Source organism: Cryobacterium sinapicolor (genome assembly GCF_004403465.1).
Lineage (GTDB): Bacteria > Actinomycetota > Actinomycetes > Actinomycetales > Microbacteriaceae > Cryobacterium > Cryobacterium sinapicolor.
The window spans coordinates 61804-81565 of record NZ_SOGQ01000061.1; the positions used below are offsets into that span (position 1 = coordinate 61804).

Here is a 19762-nt window from a genome sequence, read left to right on the forward strand (position 1 = left end):
TTCGCGCAGCTAAATCATCTAGGAGGACTTTCATAGTGCCCAAAATTCTTATCGTCGGTGGCGGCTACGCCGGTTTCTACACTGCGTGGAAACTGGAGAAATGGCTGCGCGCCGGCGAGGCCGAGGTCACCATGGTTGACCCGCTGCCGTACATGACCTACCAGCCGTTCCTGCCGGAGGTTGCCGCCGGATCCATCGAGGGCCGCCACGCCGCTGTCGCGCACCGTCGTCACCTCAAGAAGACCACCGTCGTCACGGCGAAGGTCACGCACGTCGACCACGCCACGAAGACCGCGACCATCACCCCGCCCGTCGGCGAGCCCTACGACTTCGTCTATGACGTCGTCGTCGTGACGGCCGGCGCCGTGTCCCGTACGTTCCCGATCCCGGGCGTCGCGGACCAGGCCATCGGTCTCAAGACCATCGAGGAAGCCATCGCCATCCGCGACCGCATGCTCACGAACTTCGACAAGGCGGCACTGCTGCCGGCCGGTCCCGAGCGGGACCGCCTGCTCACCTTCGTCGTCATCGGCGGCGGCTTCGCCGGCATCGAGGTCTTCGCCGAGCTGCGTTCCTTCGCGTCATCGCTACTCAAGTCCTACCCGCAGATCGGGTTCGACGACACCCACTTCCACCTGATCGAGGCGATGGGGCGCATCATGCCCGAGGTCTCGCTGCCGACCAGCCTCTGGGTCATCAAGCACCTCGACGAACGCGGCGCTCAGATCCACCTCAACACGCAGCTGACCAGCGCGGTCGGCGGCAAGGTCGAGCTGTCCACCGGTGAGAGTTTCGAGACCGACCTGATCGTCTGGACCGCCGGAGTCATGGCGAACCCGGCCATCGTGCGCCACACCGACCTGCCGATCGAGGACCGCGGGCGGATCCAGGTGCGCCCCGACCTGCGCGTCGGAACCGACGACGAGATCATCGCCGACGCCTGGGGTGCCGGCGATATCACCGCCGTCCCCGACCTCAGCGGTGGGGGAGTGGGCGGCTTCTGCGTTCCCAACGCCCAGCACGCTGTGCGCCAGGGCAAGCTCCTCGCGAAGAACATCGTCGCGGTGCTGCGCGGCGAGGCTCCCAAGGACTACCTGCACAAAAACAAGGGCGCGGTTGCCGGCCTCGGCATCGGTTCCGGTGTCTTCCAGTCCGGCAAGGTCGCCTTCACGGGTCTGCCGGCCTGGTTCGCCCACCGCGGCTACCACGGCCTCGCCATGCCCAGCTGGGAGCGCAAGCTGCGCGTCATCTTGGGCTGGATGAACAACTTCTTCCTCGGTCGAGACATCGTCTCGCTCGCCGCGGTGGAGAACCCTCGGGCCACGTTCGTGGAGTTCGCCTCCCGCCCCAAGCCCGCCGCGGATGCTGCCGCGCCGGCCAAGGCGCCGGCGACCGCCGCCGCATCGGCCAAGGCCTCGGCCTCCGCCGCCCCTGGCACGGTTCCCGCCGTCAAGGCCGCCGTGCGGGCGCCCCGCGCTCCGCGCAAGAGCGCGGCCGACAGGGCTGTCGAGGCCGAGAAGATCGCCACGGCAGAGACGACCGAGAAGGCCACGGCGTCAGCAGCCGCCAAATAGCAGCGGCTGCGGGTGTCAACGGGAGAAACCGGTGACGCCCGCAGCACCTACGCTTGAGGCGTTCGGATTCACCGAGCGCGCCCCCGTAGCCCAATGGCAGAGGCAGACGACTTAAAATCGTCACAGTCTGGGTTCGACCCCCAGCGGGGGCACTGCACGGAACGACACAGCGAACCGGCCCGGCCCTGCTGCACGCTTTATCCGGGTGAGGCGGCCTTTCCGCCGTGGTTCCGTCGCGCTACCATCTGCGAGTGACACGGCCGTCGCCTCCCCGTGATGTGCCTTTTCCCGACGAAGGAGCAGCATCATGGACTTTCTGCAAGCCACGTGGGACATCATCTGGTTCTTCTTCTGGACATTCGCGTTCATCGCCTACCTGATGGTGCTCTTCTCGATCATCGGGGACATCTTCCGTGACCACACCCTCAGCGGATGGGGCAAGGCCGCCTGGATGCTGTTCCTCGTCTTCGTGCCGTTCCTGACCGCGCTGATCTACCTGATCGCCCGGGGTAAGGGAATGGCCGAGCGGCAGATGCGCGCGGCTCAGCAGAACCAGTCCGCCACGGAACAGTACGTGCGCTCGGTCGCCGGCACGGGCGGGGCTGCGGACGAGATCACCAAGGCGAAAGCGCTGCTCGACACCGGCACCATCACCGCCGAGGAGTACGCGGCGCTCAAAGCCAAGGCGCTGCGGTGACCTGAGCCGCGCCGCGGGCGGAACCAGTTCGACGGAGATTGTGGCCTGAGAGCCGGATAGGGGCCGGGTTGAGACCATTTTCGGCAGAATCTCCGTCGAATTGGTGAGGGGTCGCTACTCCAGGTGGTCCAGGTACCTCAGGATGATGCCCTCGCGCAGCGCCCACGGCGACACTTCCAGCTCGGTCACGCGGAACGCGGCCATCGCGGCGCTGAGCACGATGCCGCCGGCCACGATCTGGAAGGTGCGGTCGGCGGTGATGCCGGGCAGCGCCGGGCGGGCCTCGGCCGGGATGCGGGCCAGCCGCGGCACCCAGTCGTCCAACTGGGAACGCGTCAGCTGCATCCGTTCGCCCGAGCCGAAACCCTCCGAGGTGGAACCGGCCAGCTTGGCCAGTGAGCGGATGGTTTTGGACGAACCGACGACGTGGTGCGCCGCGGGGAGACCCTCGAATGCGACCAGGGCGTCCTGGAGCACGGCGGCCGCATGGTCGCGGAGCGCGGCGACCTGCTTGGGCAGGGGCGGGTCGTCGTGCAGGAAGCCGATCGTGGACCGGCCGGCGCCCAGCGGCAACGACAGCGCCACCGCGGGCACCTCGTTCCCGCCCGCGGCGATCTCCAGGGAGCCGCCCCCGATGTCGAACAGCAGGATGTCCCGGGCCGACCAGCCGTACCAGCGCCGAACGGCCAGGAACGTCAGTCGGGCCTCGTCCTCACCGGACAGGACCTGCAGTGCGACGCCGGTCTCCCGCTCGACCCGGGCGAGCAGTTCGGGTCCGTTCACGGCCTCGCGGAGGGCGGAGGTGGCGAACGGCAAGAGGTCGTCGACCTGGTGGCGCCGTGCCACCTCGGCCGCATTCCGCACCGACTCGAGCACCGCGGTGCACCCCTCGTCGGTGATCGCGCCCTCGGGCGTGAGGTAGCGCATCAGGCGCAGCACAGCCTTGTCCGAGGCCATCGGCACCGGCTGGGCGCCCGCGTGCGCGTCGACAACCAGCAGGTGGACGGTGTTCGAACCGACATCAAGGACTCCGAGGCGCACGCTCTCGACGATAGCGTGCGGGGAGGCCGCCGCACCGCTACGCGGCCACGGCGTGCCGGGTCGTCGTCAGGGTGCCGTCGACCAGGGTGTGCACGGAGTCCGTCAGCGGCAGCAGCCGCCGAACATGGGTGACCAGCACCGTGGCGGTGTCGTGCTCGACGGTGAGCCGCAGGATCAGCTCCAGGATGCGGGAACCGCGCTCCTGGTCGAGTGCGCTCGTTGGCTCATCGACGACCAGCACGGTCGGGTCGTTCATCAGCGCGCGGGCGATATTGACCCGCTGACGCTGACCGCCCGAGAGCGAACCCGGGCGATGCTCAGAGTCTGGCGGGGGTGACGAACCGCTGCCAGGCCCAGGCGCTCACGCTGACGACGGTGAAGAGGGCGCCCGCCACCCACCAGAGGTTGAGGCTGCCGCCGGCGTGCCAGAGATCCACCGCCGGGGACAGCACCCCGAACATGATCGTGAAGGCGAGCACCGTCAGGCACGCCCAGATCGGCGGTGACCAGGCGAGGATGCTCCGTCCACTGGTGCGTCCGATCGGGACCAGCACCAGTGCCGCCGAACCGATCGCGGCCAGCACCACGCTGGTGGCGATCTCGGCGGCGAGGGAACTGAGGAAGCCGTCCGCTGCCGGAAGAATTCCCAGCGTCAGCCAGCCGAGAACGGCCAGACCGATCAGGCTGCCGGCCCGAACGGCGGCGAGCGGGCCGCGCCGCGGCGCCAGCGCCTCGGGGGCCACGGTGACGCTGCCGAGAAGCCCGAAGACCAGGGCCGGATGAATGTCGAGGGCCCGGGAGGCCAGGGCGGTCAGGGCGACCAGCAGCAGGTAGCGAGGCAGGAATGTGACGGATGCCTTCACCCGCCACACGCGGGAGCTCCACCACAGCGGTACGAGGGCTCCGACCGCGTTGACGACGAGGAGCGCCAGCGTGACGGCCAGCAGCAGTCGGAGGTAGGCCGGCTGGCTGGTGACCGGGCCCGACAGCATGACGAGGGTGGCCGCGGCCAGCACGGCGGCACCGGCCACCAGCCACCGGTTCAGCGGGAGCTCGGGAACGGTCTCGAATTCCTCGCGGGCGCGGTTGCGGCCCGCGATCGGCATGCCCGGCCAGAGGGGGCGTCCGTCGCGGGCCCGGGACACGGTCCCGGCGAGGAGACGGGCCGGAACGCACAACAACAGGAGGGCGCCGAGCGCCAGCAGCGCCGCCTGGAACCAGGACAGGTCGGGCGTCGACCACGGCGGCAGCACGGCGGTCGCGAACCGGGTGGGGTCGCTCCAGCCGCCCGGCAGGGGGATGGCGAGGTCTACGGTCGGGCTGTCAGCCTGCGGTGTCGGCGACGCGGGTGCAGCGGCACCGGGTGAGGAGTGCTCCGGGACCGCGGCCGAGGAAGGCGGTGGGGCGGCCGGAGCGGCGGGCGCGGCAGTGGGAGGCACGGCCGTTCCCGGGGCGGCGGAGCCGGACGGGGCAGGGTCGCCGTAGAACACGTCCACGCCGGGGCTGCCCGGGCCGAGGTTGCCCGCCGGGTCGAGCTGCACGGCGATCACCCGGTAGGAACCGGCGGCGACCCCGCCGGCCGAGCAAATCCACGACCCGGACACGACAACGGTGCTGCAGAGCTCATATGGGCCGGCGAAGACTCGCACCGTCGCACCCTCCTCACCGGACCCCGCGTAGTCGGCACCGGTGAGTGGGAGCCGGGCGCCGGGCGCCGGCGTGCTCAGCGTCGGTGCCGCCGGCCGGTCGCGATCGAAGTCGAGAACGACCGGGGCGCTCCGGTTGGACCACGAGGGACTGCTATAGCTCGTCTGTTGGCTGGCCGTGACCTCGGCCTCCCCGCCGGCGAGCCCGTCGGCGAACGTGCACGACCAGGCGCCCGAGGCGTCGGCGGTGGCCGTGCAGCGGGGTCCGCCGGTCATTGTGACGATGACGGAGGCCCCCGGATAGCCGGTGCCGCGCACCGTGCCGTTGGTCAGGGTCCCGCCGGTCGGGCCGCCCGTCACCCGAGGGGCGGCCAGCACGGCGATGGTGTGCTCGGCGGCGCGGTCGGAGGCGCCGGTGACGACGACCCGGAGCGGAACGGATGGCCCGCTCGGCAGGGAGACCGCGGCGCAACTCCACTCGCCGGCGTCAACCACGTCGAAGCAGAGCGGGTCCTGGCCGGCGACGGGGGAGAGCAACTGGATCTCCTGGCCGGCTTCACCCGTTCCGGAGACGGTGGTGGTTCCGCTGCCCACAAAGGTCCCCGGCGGTGGGCTGACGATGGTCGGCGCGCTCGTCGGGGCCGCCCTGGGCTCCCGCTCGACGGTGGGGGCCGGTGTGGGAGTCGGTGTGGGACTCGGCTCCGCGAACGCCGGGGCCGCGGTGCCGAGCAGCAGCAAGCCGACCAGGGAGACGAACAGGGGCAGAGTGCGAGGCGTCGTTCGTCGGCGACGGCACCCGGGCGTTGTGCCCGAACCGGCCTCACCTGTCCCGAACATGAATCCCCCTGTGACCATTTCACGGGCCAGCGCCGGGAAAGTCAACGTGCGACACGCGGAATGAGGGCGATGTCACCCATTCGTGATCGGCGGAGCCATGGGGCATACTGTCGCTGGGCCATCCGAGCCGTTACTTTCCCCGGGAAGGCGACGGGCGGCCGTGGCCAGGTCACCGCACCGGGCGTCCTCGGTCCCGGCTAATGAAGGCGGCGCGCTGATGCTCGACCTCTCCCACCGTCCCTCGAGCCGTCCCTGGCAGAATCCCGGGCTGTTCTGGGCCGAACTGACGGCCGCGACGGCCCACCTGGACTCCCCGGTCGCCGCCCTGCACCTGGGGGCGCTGCGCCACAACGCGTACGACCTGCTGGATCGCGCCGACGGCACCCCGCTCCGGGTCGCGTCGAAGTCGATCCGGGTGCGCGGCGTGGTCGAGGCAATCCTGGCCCTGCCCGGCTATCGGGGTGTGCTGGCCTACACCCTGGCCGAGGCGCTCTGGCTGGCGGAGACGGTGACGGATGTGCTCGTCGGCTACCCCACGGCCGACCGGTCCGCGATCCGGCGGCTGGGCCGTTCGCCGGAACTGGCCGCCACGGTCACCCTGATGGTCGACTCGATCGCCCACCTCGACTTCATCGACGCCGTGCTCCCGCCCGGCAGCCGGGTCCCGATCCGGGTCTGTCTCGAACTGGACGCAGCCTGGAACACCCCCGTGCTCGGACACCTGGGTGTCTGGCGTTCACCCGTGCACACTCCGGGCGAGGCCCGTCGGCTCGGGGCCGCCATCGCAGCCCGTCCCGGCTTCTCCCTCGTCGGCGTGATGAGCTACGAGGCGCAGGTGGCGGGCATCGGCGACAAACCGGCCGGGAAACCGCTCCGGGGTCTGGTCACCCGCTGGGTGCGGCGCCGGTCCGTCGGGGAACTGGCGGAGCGGCGCAGTGCGGCCGTCGCCGCGGTCCGGGAGGTCGCGCCCCTCGAGTTCGTGAACGGAGGCGGAACGGGCTCGGTCGAGAGCACGCGCGCTGACGCATCCATCACCGACATCGCCGTCGGCAGCGGCTTCTTCGGCGGCCACCTCTTCGACAACTACGCGAGTTTCCGTCCCGCGCCGGCGGCCGCGGTCGCCCTCTCCGTGGTGCGGAAGCCCAGCCCCGATACGGCCGTGCTGCTCGGTGGCGGCTGGATCGCGTCCGGGGTGCCCGGGGCCGACCGGATGCCGCGCCTGGTCTGGCCGGAGGGCCTCAGCCTGGTTCCGCGGGAGATGGCCGGCGAGGTGCAGACGCCGCTGACCGGGGCCGCAGCGGCCCGGCTCCGTGTGGGGGACCGCGTCTGGGCGCGGCACACCAAATCGGGGGAGCTGAGCGAGCACGTGAACGAATTCGCACTGGTCGAGAATGGGAGGGTGGTCGACATCCTGCCGACCTACCGGGGCGAGGGGAAGGCCTTTCTGTGACTGCGAGCGGAGCGGTATGGCGCAATTGGGCCCGGAACGAGGCCGTGACGCCGGTCCGGGTGGAACGGCCGTCGAGTGTCGCAGCAGTGCAGCGCGCCGTCGTGGCGGCCGGCAAGGTGGGCCTCCGGGTCAAGGCCGTGGGCTCCGGGCACAGCTTCTCCGGCATCGCGCTGGCACCGGGGGTGCAGCTCGACCTGCTGGACCTCGCCGGGCTGATCGGTGTGGACACCGTGGCCGGGCAGGTCACGCTGGCCGCGGGAACCCGCCTGTTCGAACTGCCCCGCCTGCTGCGGCCCTACGGTCTGGCCCTGCCGAATTTGGGCGACGTGGACCGGCAGACGATCTCCGGCGCCACGTCCACCGGGACCCACGGCACCGGCGGCCGGTTCGGCGGCCTGGCGACCCAGGTCGTGGCGCTGACCCTGGTGACCGGCGACGGCACCCTGCTACGCGTAAGCGCCACGGAGAACGCGGAGCTGCTGCCGGCGGCCCGCCTCGGGCTGGGCGCGCTCGGAATCATGGTGGATGTGACCCTGCAGTGCGTGCCTGCCTTCCTGCTGCACGCGGTGGAGGCCGCCGAGCCGCTGGAGGAGGTGCTCGAGGGCTACCTCGACCGGACCGAGCGCAGCGACCACTTCGAGTTCTTCTGGTTCCCGCACACCGAGACCGCCCTGACCAAGACCAACACCCGGCAGCCCCTGGAGTCCGGCCGGTCGCCGCTCGGACGGGTCTCCCGGTGGGTCGACGACGAACTGCTCGCGAACGGCGTCTACCGCGGGATCTGCGGCCTGGGTGCCGCGCTGCCGGCGACGGTGCCGGGATTCAACCGGCTGGCATCCCGGCGGAGCGGGAAACGCGAATTCACGGATGTCTCGCACCGCGTGTTCGTGACCAACCGCACGGTGCGTTTTCGAGAAATGGAATATGCCCTGCCGCGGGCCGTGGTGCCGGACGCGCTGCGCGAGGTGCGCGCGCTGATAGAGGCGCGTGGCTGGCGCATCTCGTTCCCGATCGAGGTGCGCTCGGCCGCGGCCGACGACGTCTGGCTGTCGACCGCCACGGGCCGGGACACCGGCTACATCGCCGTGCACCGGTACTACCGGGAGGACCCCGCCGCCTACTTCCAGGCGGTCGAGGCCATCATGCGCGCTCACGGCGGGCGTCCGCACTGGGGCAAGATGCACGACCGGGATGCGGCGTCCCTGCGCTCCGACTACCCGCACTTCGACGACTTCCTCTCGGTGCGTGACAGGCTTGACCCCGAGCGACGCTTCAACAACAGCTATCTGGAAAGAGTCCTGGGTCGATGAGCAACAGCAACACCCCCACCGCACGCGCCTGGGAACACCGGGCGGGGGAGCTGGGTGACCGGCTGCCCGACGGCTTCACCCTCGGTGTGGCCACCTCCGCGTTCCAGATCGAGGGCGGCGCTCGGGAGGGCGGTCGCGGCGAATCGAGCTGGGACCCGTTCACGGCCACCGCCGGGCGCATCAGGGACGGCTCCAACGCATCCGTGTCGACTGACCACTTCAACCGCCTCGACCAGGACATCACCCTGCTCCGCGAACTGGGCGCGGACGTCTACCGGTTCTCCCTGGCCTGGTCCCGGTTGCAGCCCGACGGCCGCGGCCCGCTCAGCCGGGCCGGCCTGGCCTTCTACGACCGGCTGCTCGACGGGCTCCTGGTCGCCGGGATCAGCCCGATGGCGACCCTGTTCCACTGGGACACGCCGCTCCGGTTGCGCGGCGGCTGGCTGAACCGGGACACCGCGCTGCGCTTCGGCGACTACGCGCACCAGGTCGGCGCGGTGTTCGGTGACCGGATCGACTCCTGGCTGACCCTGAACGATCCCGCGACGGTGACCCTGAACGGTTACGCCCTCGGCACCGACGCCCCGGGGGAGACCCGGCTCTTCGGCGCCCTGCCGGCGGCGCACCACCAGCTGCTGGGGCACGGCCTTGCCGTGCAGGGGTTGCGCGCCGCCGATGTGCGCGGCCGGATCGGGATCTCGACCGTGCACTCGCCCGTGCAGGCCGCCAGCGACCGTGAAGCCGACTCGCGCGCCGCCGAGCTCTTCGACGTGCTGCACAACCGCCTGTACGCCGACGCGGTGCTGCTCGGCCGCTACCCGGAACCGCCCGAGCCCTACCAGGTGCCCCTGCGGATGCTGCTGGAAACCGAGCCGGACGACCTGCGCACCATCCACCAGCCGCTGGACTTCTACGGGCTGGACTACTCCCAGCCGAGCCGGATCAAGGCCGGCCCCGCGGCCCCGAGAACCCCGAGCGGACCGCCCTTCGGGGAGCCGCCGGAGAAGGTGATCGCGTTCCCCTTCCACGTCACCCCGTTCCGCGAGTTCCCGGTGACCAATGCCGGCACCGCCATCGCCCCCGAATACCTCGGAGTGGCCCTCGGCGAACTGCGGGACCGCTACGCGGACAACTTGCCGCCGGTCTGCATCACGGCCGGGGGAGCAAGCTTCCCCGATGTGGCCGACAAGTGGGGTGCCGTGCACGACCCGGCCCGGATCGACTACCTGGCCGAACACATCACGGCCGCGCTCGCCGCGGTGGCCCCCGGCGGAATCGCCGACGGAGTCATCCTGCAGGGGTATACGATCTGGTCCCTGCTGGACAGCTTCGAATGGACGGCCGGCTACACCCAGCGGTTCGGCCTCGTGCACGTCGACTTCCAGGACGGCACGCGCACGCGCACCCCCAAAACCTCCTATCGCTGGCTGCAGAAGGTGCTCTCGGCTCGTTGAGGGTCGGGAACGACGGCGCGGCTCACCGTTTCTTGGAGTGTGTCGGGAAGCGCATGTGAGCGCCAGGGCACGCGGTTATGATAGTTCTGCGTCGTAGAAACGCCGCCGCGGCCTGCCTGCTCGCCCCGCCTCATCACAAGGAGAAGCTGCCATGGAATGGCTCATCCCGGTCCTCATCGTTGTTGCACTCGTCGTCATCATTGGTATCTACCTCTGGGCGACGTACAACTCCCTCGTCACCCTCAAGGTGCGCGTGGACGAGGCATGGAGTGATATCACCGTCCAGATGAAGCGCCGGGCCGACCTGATCCCCAACCTGATCGAGACGGTCAAGGGCTATGCGGCACACGAGCGGGCCGTCTTCGAGAACGTCACCAAGGCACGGGCCGAGTCGCTCAACGCTCAGGGTCCGGCCGAGTCCGCCGCCGCCGAGAACCACATGCAGACCGCCCTGCGCAGCATCTTCGCCGTGGCGGAGGCCTACCCGCAGTTGCAGGCGAGCCAGAACTACCTGCAGCTGCAGGGCGAACTCGTCGACACTGAGGACAAGATCCAGGCGTCACGCCGGTTCTACAACGGCGGCGTGCGGGAACTGAACACGAAGATCCAGGTCTTCCCCAACAACCTCATCGCCCGCAACCTCGGGTTCACCCAGCGAGACTTCTTCGAGGTGTCCGACTCCGCTGCCATCGCGGAGCCGCCACGCGTCCAGTTCTAACGGCAGGCGGCCATGTACAGCGCTATTGCGCGCAACAAGCGCAACACCGTCTTCATCATCATCCTGTTCATCGTCATCATCGCGGGCCTCGGTTGGCTCGCCAACGCCGTCTACAGCACGCCCGGGAACTACAGCATCCTGATCCTCACGGTCGTCGTCGCCACGGGGTACGCCGTGGTGCAGTACTTCGTGGCTGGGCGCCAGGCGATCGCGATGAGCGGCGGCATCCGCATCAACAGCCAGTCGGAGAACCCGAGGCTCTGGAACATCGTCGAGAATCTCTCGATCACCACCGGCACCCCCATGCCCGCTATCTATGTGATCAACGACCCGGCGCCGAACGCCTTCGCCACCGGGCGCGACCCGGAGCACGCGATCGTGGCGGCCACCACCGGTCTGCTGGAGATCATGACCGATTCCGAGCTCGAGGGCGTCATGGCGCACGAGCTCGGCCACGTGCGCAACTATGACATCCGCCTGTCGATGGTCGTGTTCGGCCTCGTCGTGGCCGTCGGGTTCATTTCCGACATCTTCCTGCGGATGGCGTTCTTCGGCCGGAACAGCAAGAACAACGGCAGCCCCGTGATCATGGTGGTCGGCCTCGTCGCCATGCTCGTGGCACCCCTGATCGCCACGGTCGTGCAGCTGGCGGTGTCGAGGCAGCGCGAGTACCTGGCGGATGCCACGGCAGCCCTGACCACGCGGCATCCGGATGCCCTGGCCAGCGCCCTCGGCAAACTCGAGGCCTACGGTCGCCCGATGAAGAAGCAGAACACGTCGATGGCCCACCTCTGGATCGCCGACCCGCTCAAGCCCGGCGTGATGGACAAGCTCTTCGCCACGCACCCGCCGATCGCCGAGCGCGTCGAACGCCTGCACACGATGGGCCGCCAGTTCTAGAGCCCCGTTCCGGTCGAGAGCGCCCCTTCCGCCGGTCGCTCTCGACCGGAACGGGCACTGCCTAGTTTGCCCGCGCTGCCTAGCGGCGCAGTTCGGCGGCCAGCGCGCCGGCGAGATTGCCGCGCGGTTCCACCTCGATCTCCGGCAGGCCCTGCCAGGCGGCGGCCTCCCGGAGAACGGATGCGAGACGCTCCGCCGTGTCCGTCGGCGCACCGGGCTCCGCCCACGCGGCGCGCACCCGCAGAACGCGCGCCTGCCGGTCGTTCTTGAGGTCGACCCGGCCCACGATCGTGTCGCCGAGCAGCACGGGCAGGCAGTAGTAGCCGAACACCCGCTTCGGCTCGGGAGTGTAGATCTCGATCCGGTAATGGAAGCCGAACACCCGCAGTGCGCGGGCGCGTTCCCAGACGACCGGGTCGAAGGGGGACAGCAGGGTTGCGGCATCCATCCGGCGCGGCAGCCGGGCGTCGCGGTGCAGCCAGGCCGCCCCGGGGGCGCCGCCTGCTCCCCACCCCGGCACCTCGACCGGGAGGAGCTCGCCGGCATCCTCGAGGTCGCGGATGGCCGCCCGGGTCGCCGGGCCGCGCAGCCGGAAGTAGTCGGCGAAGTCCGTCACCGTGCCGATGCCGTGCGCCCGGGCCGAGCGACTCACCAGTTCCCGGTGCGCGTCGTCCCGGCTGACGGTCCGCTCGAGGAGCCCCGGCGGGAACACCTGCTCCGGAAGCCCGTAGACCCGCTCGAACCGCTCCCTGCCCATGATGGCCACGTCACCCCAGCGGAACAGGGTCTCCAGCCCGGTCTTCACGTCCGACCAGCCCCACCACGGGCCGCTGCGCCGGTTCGCGTCGTGCTCGATCGCGCTCGCGCGGAGGGGACCGTTGGCGGCGAGCTCAGCCAGCAGCCAGTCGAGCATCGGCCGGTTGCCCTGCGCCCACGCCTCGGTCGCCGACCTATCCCGGAAATCCCGCATCCGCCAGCCGAACAGCGGCCAGGCGTCGCGGGGCAGGAAGGACGCCTCGTGCGCCCAGTACTCCGTGAACCGCGACTCGCGGCCCGACGTCAGCCGGTCCAACTGCGCCTTGTCGTAGACGCCGAGGCGGCTGAATGCCGGCAGGTAGTGGCTGCGCTCAAAGACGTTCACCGAGTCGATCTGCAGCAGTGCGAGCCGGTTCACCAGGGTATCCAGCTGACGGATGCCCGGCGTCACGGCCGACGCGCGGCCGAAGCCCTGCGCGCCGAGCGCGATCCGGCGGGCGAGGGCCGGGGAGATCGTCTGCACCATTTCCTACGACCCTAGCGGCACGCTTCAGTCGGCATTCACCCGATGTTCAGCGTCGCACCCCCGTTCGGTCGCCGGCCGCTCCTAGCCTCGCCTTGACCAGCTACCCGGCTCCACACGTCCGCGCCCCGCGCGGCGGCCGGCACCGGTCCGACGGAGGAAAACGTGTTCACCACCCGCACCCTGGCCACCCTGGCCGCGGCCACCGCCCTGGCCCTGAGCCTGGCCGCCTGCTCCGGCGCCGCAGATGCCGACTCCGGCTCCGGCGAGATCGACGCCGCCACCGCGACGAGCCTCTCCGCGTTCGGTGACCTGGCCGCCCTCGAGGATGCGGCCAGGGCCGAAGGCGGCCTGAACGTGATCGCCCTGCCGCGGGACTGGGCCAATTACGGCGCCGTGCTCGACGCGTTCGCCACGAAGTACCCGGAGATCGCGATCACCGAGGCCTCGCCCGACGCGTCCAGCGCCGAGGAGATCCTGGCCGCCGACAACCTCGTCGGGCAGGACACCGCCCCCGACGTCTTCGACCTGGGGCTGGCGGTGGCGCTGTCCAGCACCGATCGTTTCGCGCCCTACCAGGTGGCTGGCTGGGCCGAGATCCCGGATGCGCTCAAGGAGGCCTCGGGGCTGTACACGGGTGACTACGGCGGCTACATGGCGGTCGGCTACGACCCCGATGCCGTGCCCGCGCCGACCGAGCTGAGGGACCTGCTCGGCGCCGAGTACAAGGGCAAGGTCGCGATCAACGGCGACCCGACGCAGGCCGGGGCGGCCTTCGCCGCCGTCGGGCTGGCCACCGTGCAGAACGGGGGTGACGTCAGCGATTTCCAGGCCGGGATCGACTTCTTCGACGAACTCAACCAGGCCGGCAACTTCGTCAAGGTCGACCCCACCCCGGCGACCATCGCGTCGGGGGAGACTCCGGTGGTCTTCGACTGGGACTACCTCAACGTGGGCTACGGCACGAGCCTCGCCGGTGAGCGCAACTGGGAGGTCGTCGTCTTCCCGGGCACCGGTTACGCCGGGTACTACAACCAGGCCATCAACAAGGATGCCCCGCACCCGGCCGCCGCCCGGCTCTGGCAGGAGTTCCTCTACAGTGACGAGGGCCAGAACCTCTGGCTCGCCGGCGGCGCCCGCCCGGTGCGCGCCGAGGCGATGGAGGCGGCCGGCACCATCGACGCCGACCTCCTCGCCGCCCTCCCGGCCGCCCCGGCCGAAACCGTCGTTCCCTCCGAGGCGGAGAGCACCGCGGGAGCCGCGCTCCTCGGCGCGAAGTGGGCCGCAGCTGTCCAGTAGCAGACGCGGAACGGCAGCAGCCTTCGGGCTGCTGCCGTTTGCAGCGTATGTGATGCTCTTCCTGTTCGTGCCGACCCTGATCGCCGTCGGCAGCGGCTTCGTCGACGAGGCCGGGACGTTCACGCTGGACACCGTGGCCGCGTTGGGCACCCCGGTCCTGAGGGACGCCTTCGCTGCCTCGTTCGGGCTGTCGGCGCTCACCGCCGTCGTGGGCGCGATCGTCGGAGCCGTGGCCTGCTACGGCCTGCTCGGCGCGCGGGAGAACGGCCCGCTCCGCGCCGTCGTGGACTCGCTCAGCGGCGTGCTCGCCCAGTTCGGCGGGGTCATGCTCGCCTTCGCGTTCATGGCGACCATCGGCATCCAGGGTCTGGTCACCGTGATCCTGCGCGACACCTTCGGCGTCGACATCTTCGCCGGCGGGGTGTGGCTCTACGAGCTGCCCGGCCTGGTGCTGCCCTACATCTACTTCCAGGTTCCCCTGATGGTCATCACTTTCCTGCCGGCCCTGCAGGCGCTCAACCCGCACTGGGCCGAGGCCAACGCGACGCTCGGCGGCAACCGGGCCACCTACTGGTTCCGGATCGCGTTCCCCGTGCTCGCGCCCTCGTTCCTCGGCAGCCTATTGCTGCTCTTCGCCAACGCATTCTCCTCCTACGCGACCGCCGCCGCGCTCACCAGCCAGGGATCGCAGATCGTTCCGCTGCAGATCCGCTCGGCCCTGACCAGCGAAACCCTGCTCGGCCAGGAGAATCTGGCCGGGGCGCTGGCGCTCGGCATGATCCTGGTGATGTTCGTCGTCATGTCCGGCTACTCGGTTCTGCAGGCACGGGCCGCCCGGTGGCAGCGATGACGGCGGTGGCGCACACGCCCACCCGGTTGGTGCGCGGTCTCATCCTCGGCGGCATCGGCCTCGTCTTCGCCATCCCCATCGTCGCCATGGTGGAGTTCACCCTGCGCCGTGGGCTTGCCGGCGGCCACGACGTCTCCCGCTGGACCGCCCTGTTCCAGGGCGGCTTCGCCGGTCCGTACCGAACGGTGCTCGTCGCGCTGGGGAACTCGGTCGGGTTGGCCGTGGGCACCGTCGCGATCGTGCTGCTGCTGCTCGTACCGACCCTTCTGCTCGTTCACCTGCGTTTTCCCCATCTGCGCCGCGTGATGGAGTTCGTCTGCATCCTGCCCATCAGCATCCCCGCCATCGTTCTCGTGGTCGGTCTGGCCCCGGTCTACTCGGTGCTCGCCCGGCTGCTCGGCAGCAGTGTCTGGACCCTCGCCTTCGCCTACGGCATCACGGTCCTCCCGTTCGCCTACCGGGCCATCCAGGCCAATCTCGACGGCGTCGACGTGCGCACGCTCAGCGAGGCCGCCCGCACGCTCGGGGCCGGCTGGGCGAGCGTGCTGGTGCGGGTCCTGATCCCGAACCTGCGCCGCGGCATCCTGGCCGGCGCGTTCATCTCGGTCGCGGTCGTGCTCGGCGAATTCACGATCGCCTCCCTGCTCAACCGTGTCACCCTGCAGACCGCGCTCGTGGTTGTGAGCAAGGCCGACCCCTACACGGCCGTCATCCTGTCGCTGCTCGCCCTCACCTTCGCGTTCCTGCTCCTGCTCGTCATCGGGCGCCTCGGCACGGTTCGCACCGGTAGCCGGCGACGGCCCACCACCGGAGGTCAGCCATGATCCAGAACCAGCTCCAGAACCAGAACCAGAACCCGCTCCAGGACCAGGCTCGCCCGGCGGCGGCCCGCCGGGCGGGAGCGTCGGTGAGCTTCGAGGGCGTGATCAAGGATTTCGCGGGCCACCGTGCCCTGGCCGGCTTCGACCTCACGCTGCACGCGGGCGAATTCGTCGCCCTGCTCGGCCCGAGCGGCAGCGGGAAGACGACCGCGCTGCGGGTGCTGGCGGGGCTCGAATCCACGGATGCCGGCACCATCCGGATCGACGGAGCCGACGTGTCGACACTGCCGACCAGCCGGCGCGACCTGGGCATGGTGTTCCAGTCCTACTCGCTGTTCCCACATCTCAGCGCGGGCCAGAACGTTGAGTTCGGATTGCGGATGCGGAAGGTCCGCGGCGAGGAGCGGCGCGCCCGTGCGGCCGCCGCCCTCGCCCTGGTCGGGCTGGGCACCCACTACGACCGCTTCGCGCACCAGCTTTCCGGCGGTCAGCAGCAACGGGTGGCGCTGGCGCGCGCCCTCGTCACCGAGCCTCGAGTGCTTCTGCTCGACGAGCCCCTGTCGGCCCTGGACGCCCAGGTGCGGGTGGCGCTGCGTGAGGAGATCCGGCGTATCCAGACGGAGCTGGGCATCACGACCCTGTTCGTCACGCACGACCAGGACGAGGCGCTCGCCGTGGCCGACCGTGTTGCCGTGATGCGGGCCGGTTCGATCGAGCAGGTTGGAGCCCCGGAGGAGCTGTACTCCCGGCCCGTCTCGTCGTTCATCGCTGACTTCGTCGGGCTCAGCAACCGACTTGTCGGCGTGGTGCGCCACGGATTCGCGCAGGTGCAGGGGATCTCCCTGCCGCTCCTCGACCCCTCGCAGGCGGATGGCGCGGTGTCCGTCTCCGTGCGGCCGGAGGACCTCGAATTCGGCGCTGCGGGCGCGCCGGGGGTCGTGCTCTCGTCGAGTTTCCACGGCTCACTTCGGCGCACGAGGGTGCGGCTGGACGACGGCACGTCGCTCGTCGTGCAGCACGGAGCGCGACTGCATCCGTCGGTCGGGGAACAGGTCGCGGTGCGATTCACGGGCGCGCCCGTCTCGGTCGACCCGCTCCCGGCCCCGGAGTAGAGATCGGCGAGGAACCGGACGCGGCGATCACGGAACCCATGCCGGAGCCGGCACGTGCGATTGCCTAGAATGATGCCGTGAAGGAAACCGACGGAAAACCCGCCCGTAGCGGCTTCTTCGGCGCGTTCGGACGCCGCAGGGCCGAACCTCCGATCCTGATCGAGGTGCCGACGCCCCTCGGTAACGGGGTCGATGAGAACCTGCCCGCCGGCATCCGACTCGCCGCCGCCTGGTCCTGGCGCCTGCTGGCCCTCGCCGGGGCGATCGCGGTCTTCATTTTCATCGTCATCCAACTGCGGTTGATCGTCATCCCGCTGCTCGTGGCCGTTCTGGTGTCCGCTCTGCTCGTTCCCTTCGTCGGATTCCTGGTGCGGCACCGGTGGCCCAAGGCCGTCGCCGTCGCGCTGGCCTTGATCGGCACCTTCGCGATCCTCGGCGGTCTGCTCACCCTGGCCGTGACCCAGATCGCCACCGGCACGGTCGGCCTGAATGACCGCCTTGCCGCGAGCTACGAGAGTCTGAAAGCCGTGTTGCTGGCGTCGCCGCTGCAGCTGACCGAGCCGGAACTGAACGCCTTCCTCGGCCAGGTCTGGCAGGTCATCCAGGCGGACAGTCAGGTCTTCGTGTCCGGTGCGCTGTCCGTGGGGTCGTCGCTCGGTCACTTGGTGGCCGGTTTTCTGCTGGCGCTGTTCAGCCTCCTGTTCATCCTGATCGACGGCAAGGGCATCTGGGCCTGGATCGTGCGCATGTTCCCGCGCCGGGCACGGGCGGCCGTCGACGGCGCGGGGGTGGCCGGTTGGACAACGCTGGGCAACTTCGCAAAGGTGCAGATCCTGGTGGCCTCCATCGACGCGATCGGCATCGGCACCGGTGCGGCGCTGCTCGGCGTGCCCCTGGCCGTGCCGATCGGCGTGCTCGTCTTCCTCGGTTCCTTCATCCCCATCGTCGGTGCGGTCGCCACGGGGGCCGTGGCCGTCGTGATCGCCCTGATCTTCAACGACTGGGTGGTGGCGTTGCTGATGCTCGGGGTGGTGTTGCTGGTGCAGCAGGTTGAGGGTCATGTGCTGCAGCCTCTGATCATGGGCACCGCCGTCAAGGTACATCCGCTGGGCGTGGTGCTGGTCGTAGCCTCGGGTGCGCTGCTCGCGGGCATCCCGGGGGCGCTCTTCGCGGTGCCGGTCGCCGCGGTGCTGAACGTTATGATCGCCTACATCAACAGCGGGGTCTGGCGTTCCAGTCTGGAGTCCCCGACGACGCTGCTGGTTTCCCCGCTCTGGCAGACCGTCCCGCAACGCCCCGGTTTCCGCAGACCGGCATACCGCCTCGAGAAAAGTGCCGCTCATGACTAATGCCTCCCTCGTCGTACCGACCCTGGCCGACTTCGAGTCCGCCCGGGACGTGGTCGGGCGGGTTGCCGCCGTCACCCCGATGGAAACCTCCCGCTACCTCACGGAGCTCCTCGGCTCGCCGGTCCTCCTCAAGTGCGAGAACCTGCAGCGCACCGGGTCCTACAAGATCCGCGGGGCCTACAACCGGATGTCCAAGCTCACCGACGAGGAGAAGCTTCGCGGCGTCGTCGCGGCCTCCGCCGGCAACCACGCCCAGGGCGTCGCCTTCGCGGCCCGTGAGCTCGGCATCCAGGCCACGATCTTCATGCCGGTGGGCGTCGCCCTGCCCAAGCTGCAGGCGACCCGGGACTACGGCGCGCACGTCATCCTGCGCGGCAACACCGTGGCCGAACCGCTGCTGGCCGCCGCGGAGTGGGCCGCGGAGACCGGCGCCATCCTGATCCCGCCGTTCGACCACGCGGATGTCGTGACCGGCCAGGGCACCGTGGGCCTGGAAATCCTCGACCAGGTTCCCGACCTCGCCACCGTGATCGTTCCCATCGGCGGCGGCGGCCTCATCTCCGGCGTCGCCAGCGTGCTCAAGCAGCGCGCGCGCCGGGACGGTCGCCAGATCCGGGTGATCGGCGTGCAGGCGGCCAACGCGGCCGCGTACCCACCCTCGCTCGAGGCCGGGCGGGCGCTGGAGGTCCAGATCACACCGACCATTGCCGACGGCATCGCGGTGGCCAAGCCGGGGCTGCTCAACTTCGAGATCGTGCGCGACGCCGTCGACGAGGTCGTCACCGTCACCGAGGACGACACGGCCCGTGCTCTCCTGGTGCTGCTTGAGCGCGCCAAGCTCGTAGTCGAGCCTGCCGGTGCGGTCGCCGTGGCGGCGATCCTCGCGGGCAAGGTCACCGCCACCGGCCCGACCGTCGCCATCCTCAGCGGGGGGAACATCGACCCGCTGTTGATGCAGCGCGTGATCAGCCACGGCCTGTCGGCATCCGGTCGCTATCTCACCCTGCGCATCATGCTGCCCGACCGTCCCGGCCAGCTGGCCCGCATCTCGGAGCTGCTCGCCGAGGCGCACGCCAACGTGATCGAGGTTCTGCACACCCGGCACGGCGTGGGACTGCAGATCAGCGAGGTCGAACTCAACGTCAGCGTCGAGACCCGCGGGCCCGACCACCGCCAGCTCGTCGTGGACGTGCTGCGCGCGGCCGGTTACGAACCGCAGTTCGACTAGACGGGGGAGCCCCGCCGCGAGACACGGCTCGGGGTCAGCCCTGACGAATTCGACGGAGATTCTGGCCGCATCGGCCCCAAAACCTCCGAAACCCTCTGCGTCAAGCTGCTTGTGAGTCACTTCACAAGCAGTAGGAGGCAAGGGAATGTCGATCAGCCCGGGGTTCAACGCGGCGGAGATCCGCGAGTTCGTCCATG

The 19762-nt window shown here is 70.0% G+C and carries 16 protein-coding genes, 1 tRNA gene and 1 pseudogene; 14 read left to right on the forward strand and 4 right to left on the reverse strand.

The annotated features are described in order from the left end of the window. The first annotated feature begins 35 nt into the window (after positions 1-35). The 3 genes from E3T28_RS12170 to E3T28_RS12180 all read left to right on the forward strand — a co-directional run bounded on the left by E3T28_RS12170 (position 36) and on the right by E3T28_RS12180 (position 2271). Positions 36-1574, forward strand: coding sequence for an NAD(P)/FAD-dependent oxidoreductase (locus tag E3T28_RS12170; RefSeq protein ID WP_134431539.1), 1539 nt, complete (start codon positions 36-38; stop codon positions 1572-1574). Between the two features lie 79 nt (positions 1575-1653). Continuing rightward, positions 1654-1726 (forward strand) — tRNA-Leu (locus tag E3T28_RS12175). A gap of 155 nt (positions 1727-1881) precedes the next feature. After that, positions 1882-2271, forward strand: coding sequence for an SHOCT domain-containing protein (locus E3T28_RS12180; protein ID WP_134431542.1), 390 nt, complete (start codon positions 1882-1884; stop codon positions 2269-2271). Between the two features lie 114 nt (positions 2272-2385). On the opposite strand, the gene E3T28_RS12185 is transcribed toward E3T28_RS12180, so the two are convergent. The 3 genes and pseudogenes from E3T28_RS12185 to E3T28_RS12195 form a co-directional block, all read right to left on the reverse strand. Beyond that, a complete protein-coding gene (locus tag E3T28_RS12185; RefSeq protein ID WP_134431545.1) occupies positions 2386-3312 on the reverse strand; it encodes a Ppx/GppA phosphatase family protein in 927 nt (308 codons plus the stop codon). Positions 3313-3349: 37 nt separating this feature from the next. Next, positions 3350-3613: pseudogene (locus E3T28_RS17570) on the reverse strand (ATP-binding cassette domain-containing protein); the annotation flags it as partial. 16 nt (positions 3614-3629) lie between these two features. Then, positions 3630-5795, reverse strand: coding sequence for a hypothetical protein (locus E3T28_RS12195; protein ID WP_134431551.1), 2166 nt, complete (start codon positions 5793-5795; stop codon positions 3630-3632). Between the two features lie 217 nt (positions 5796-6012). Here E3T28_RS12195 and E3T28_RS12200 point away from each other — a divergent pair, with 217 nt between their 5' ends. The 5 genes from E3T28_RS12200 to E3T28_RS12220 all read left to right on the forward strand — a co-directional run bounded on the left by E3T28_RS12200 (position 6013) and on the right by E3T28_RS12220 (position 11627). After that, on the forward strand, positions 6013-7245 hold the full coding sequence (locus tag E3T28_RS12200) for an amino acid deaminase/aldolase (RefSeq protein WP_134431554.1): 1233 nt from the start codon (positions 6013-6015) through the stop codon (positions 7243-7245). After that, entirely contained in the window at positions 7242-8555 is a 1314-nt protein-coding gene (locus E3T28_RS12205) for a D-arabinono-1,4-lactone oxidase (RefSeq protein WP_134431556.1), read from the forward strand. Before E3T28_RS12200 ends, E3T28_RS12205 begins: the two co-directional genes overlap by 4 nt. After that, positions 8552-10009, forward strand: coding sequence for a glycoside hydrolase family 1 protein (locus tag E3T28_RS12210; protein WP_134431559.1), 1458 nt, complete (start codon positions 8552-8554; stop codon positions 10007-10009). The genes E3T28_RS12205 and E3T28_RS12210 overlap by 4 nt, the downstream gene beginning before the upstream one ends. Positions 10010-10160: 151 nt before the next feature. After that, positions 10161-10727, forward strand: a complete 567-nt coding sequence (locus E3T28_RS12215) for a LemA family protein (protein WP_134431562.1) — start codon at positions 10161-10163, stop codon at positions 10725-10727. A 12-nt stretch (positions 10728-10739) separates the two neighbouring features. Continuing rightward, complete coding sequence (locus tag E3T28_RS12220) at positions 10740-11627, forward strand: M48 family metallopeptidase (RefSeq protein WP_134431565.1); 888 nt, start codon at positions 10740-10742, stop codon at positions 11625-11627. Between the two features lie 79 nt (positions 11628-11706). Here E3T28_RS12220 and E3T28_RS12225 read toward each other — a convergent pair whose 3' ends face one another. Beyond that, positions 11707-12909, reverse strand: coding sequence for a winged helix-turn-helix domain-containing protein (locus E3T28_RS12225; protein WP_134431567.1), 1203 nt, complete (start codon positions 12907-12909; stop codon positions 11707-11709). 162 nt (positions 12910-13071) lie between these two features. Between E3T28_RS12225 and E3T28_RS12230 the strand changes: the two genes are divergently transcribed. From E3T28_RS12230 to ilvA, 6 genes are all read left to right on the forward strand, one after another. After that, positions 13072-14205: an ABC transporter substrate-binding protein gene (locus E3T28_RS12230; protein WP_134431570.1), complete on the forward strand. Its 1134-nt coding sequence runs from the start codon at positions 13072-13074 to the stop codon at positions 14203-14205. A 52-nt stretch (positions 14206-14257) separates the two neighbouring features. Next, a complete protein-coding gene (locus tag E3T28_RS12235) occupies positions 14258-15055 on the forward strand; it encodes an ABC transporter permease (RefSeq protein WP_134431573.1) in 798 nt (265 codons plus the stop codon). Beyond that, complete coding sequence (locus tag E3T28_RS12240; protein ID WP_134431599.1) at positions 15052-15879, forward strand: ABC transporter permease; 828 nt, start codon at positions 15052-15054, stop codon at positions 15877-15879. Before E3T28_RS12235 ends, E3T28_RS12240 begins: the two co-directional genes overlap by 4 nt. Beyond that, positions 15876-16988, forward strand: coding sequence for an ABC transporter ATP-binding protein (locus tag E3T28_RS12245; RefSeq protein WP_134431576.1), 1113 nt, complete (start codon positions 15876-15878; stop codon positions 16986-16988). Before E3T28_RS12240 ends, E3T28_RS12245 begins: the two co-directional genes overlap by 4 nt. Positions 16989-17065: 77 nt before the next feature. Next, positions 17066-18337, forward strand: coding sequence for an AI-2E family transporter (locus E3T28_RS12250; RefSeq protein WP_241979316.1), 1272 nt, complete (start codon positions 17066-17068; stop codon positions 18335-18337). After that, a complete protein-coding gene (gene ilvA, locus E3T28_RS12255) occupies positions 18330-19565 on the forward strand; it encodes a threonine ammonia-lyase (protein WP_134431579.1) in 1236 nt (411 codons plus the stop codon). The genes E3T28_RS12250 and ilvA overlap by 8 nt, the downstream gene beginning before the upstream one ends. The last annotated feature ends 197 nt before the right edge of the window (positions 19566-19762 follow it).

Coding starts and splice junctions, on each gene's coding strand:
- E3T28_RS12235 (WP_134431573.1), top strand. CDS start 14,258: ATGCTCTTCCTGTTCGTGCCGACCCTGATCGCCGTCGGCAGCGGCTTC.
- E3T28_RS12210 (WP_134431559.1), top strand. CDS start 8,552: ATGAGCAACAGCAACACCCCCACCGCACGCGCCTGGGAACACCGGGCG.
- ilvA (WP_134431579.1), top strand. CDS start 18,330: ATGACTAATGCCTCCCTCGTCGTACCGACCCTGGCCGACTTCGAGTCC.
- E3T28_RS12180 (WP_134431542.1), top strand. CDS start 1,882: ATGGACTTTCTGCAAGCCACGTGGGACATCATCTGGTTCTTCTTCTGG.
- E3T28_RS12245 (WP_134431576.1), top strand. CDS start 15,876: ATGATCCAGAACCAGCTCCAGAACCAGAACCAGAACCCGCTCCAGGAC.
- E3T28_RS12220 (WP_134431565.1), top strand. CDS start 10,740: ATGTACAGCGCTATTGCGCGCAACAAGCGCAACACCGTCTTCATCATC.
- E3T28_RS12240 (WP_134431599.1), top strand. CDS start 15,052: ATGACGGCGGTGGCGCACACGCCCACCCGGTTGGTGCGCGGTCTCATC.
- E3T28_RS12200 (WP_134431554.1), top strand. CDS start 6,013: ATGCTCGACCTCTCCCACCGTCCCTCGAGCCGTCCCTGGCAGAATCCC.
- E3T28_RS12225 (WP_134431567.1), bottom strand. CDS start 12,909: ATGGTGCAGACGATCTCCCCGGCCCTCGCCCGCCGGATCGCGCTCGGC.
- E3T28_RS12215 (WP_134431562.1), top strand. CDS start 10,161: ATGGAATGGCTCATCCCGGTCCTCATCGTTGTTGCACTCGTCGTCATC.
- E3T28_RS12195 (WP_134431551.1), bottom strand. CDS start 5,795: ATGTTCGGGACAGGTGAGGCCGGTTCGGGCACAACGCCCGGGTGCCGT.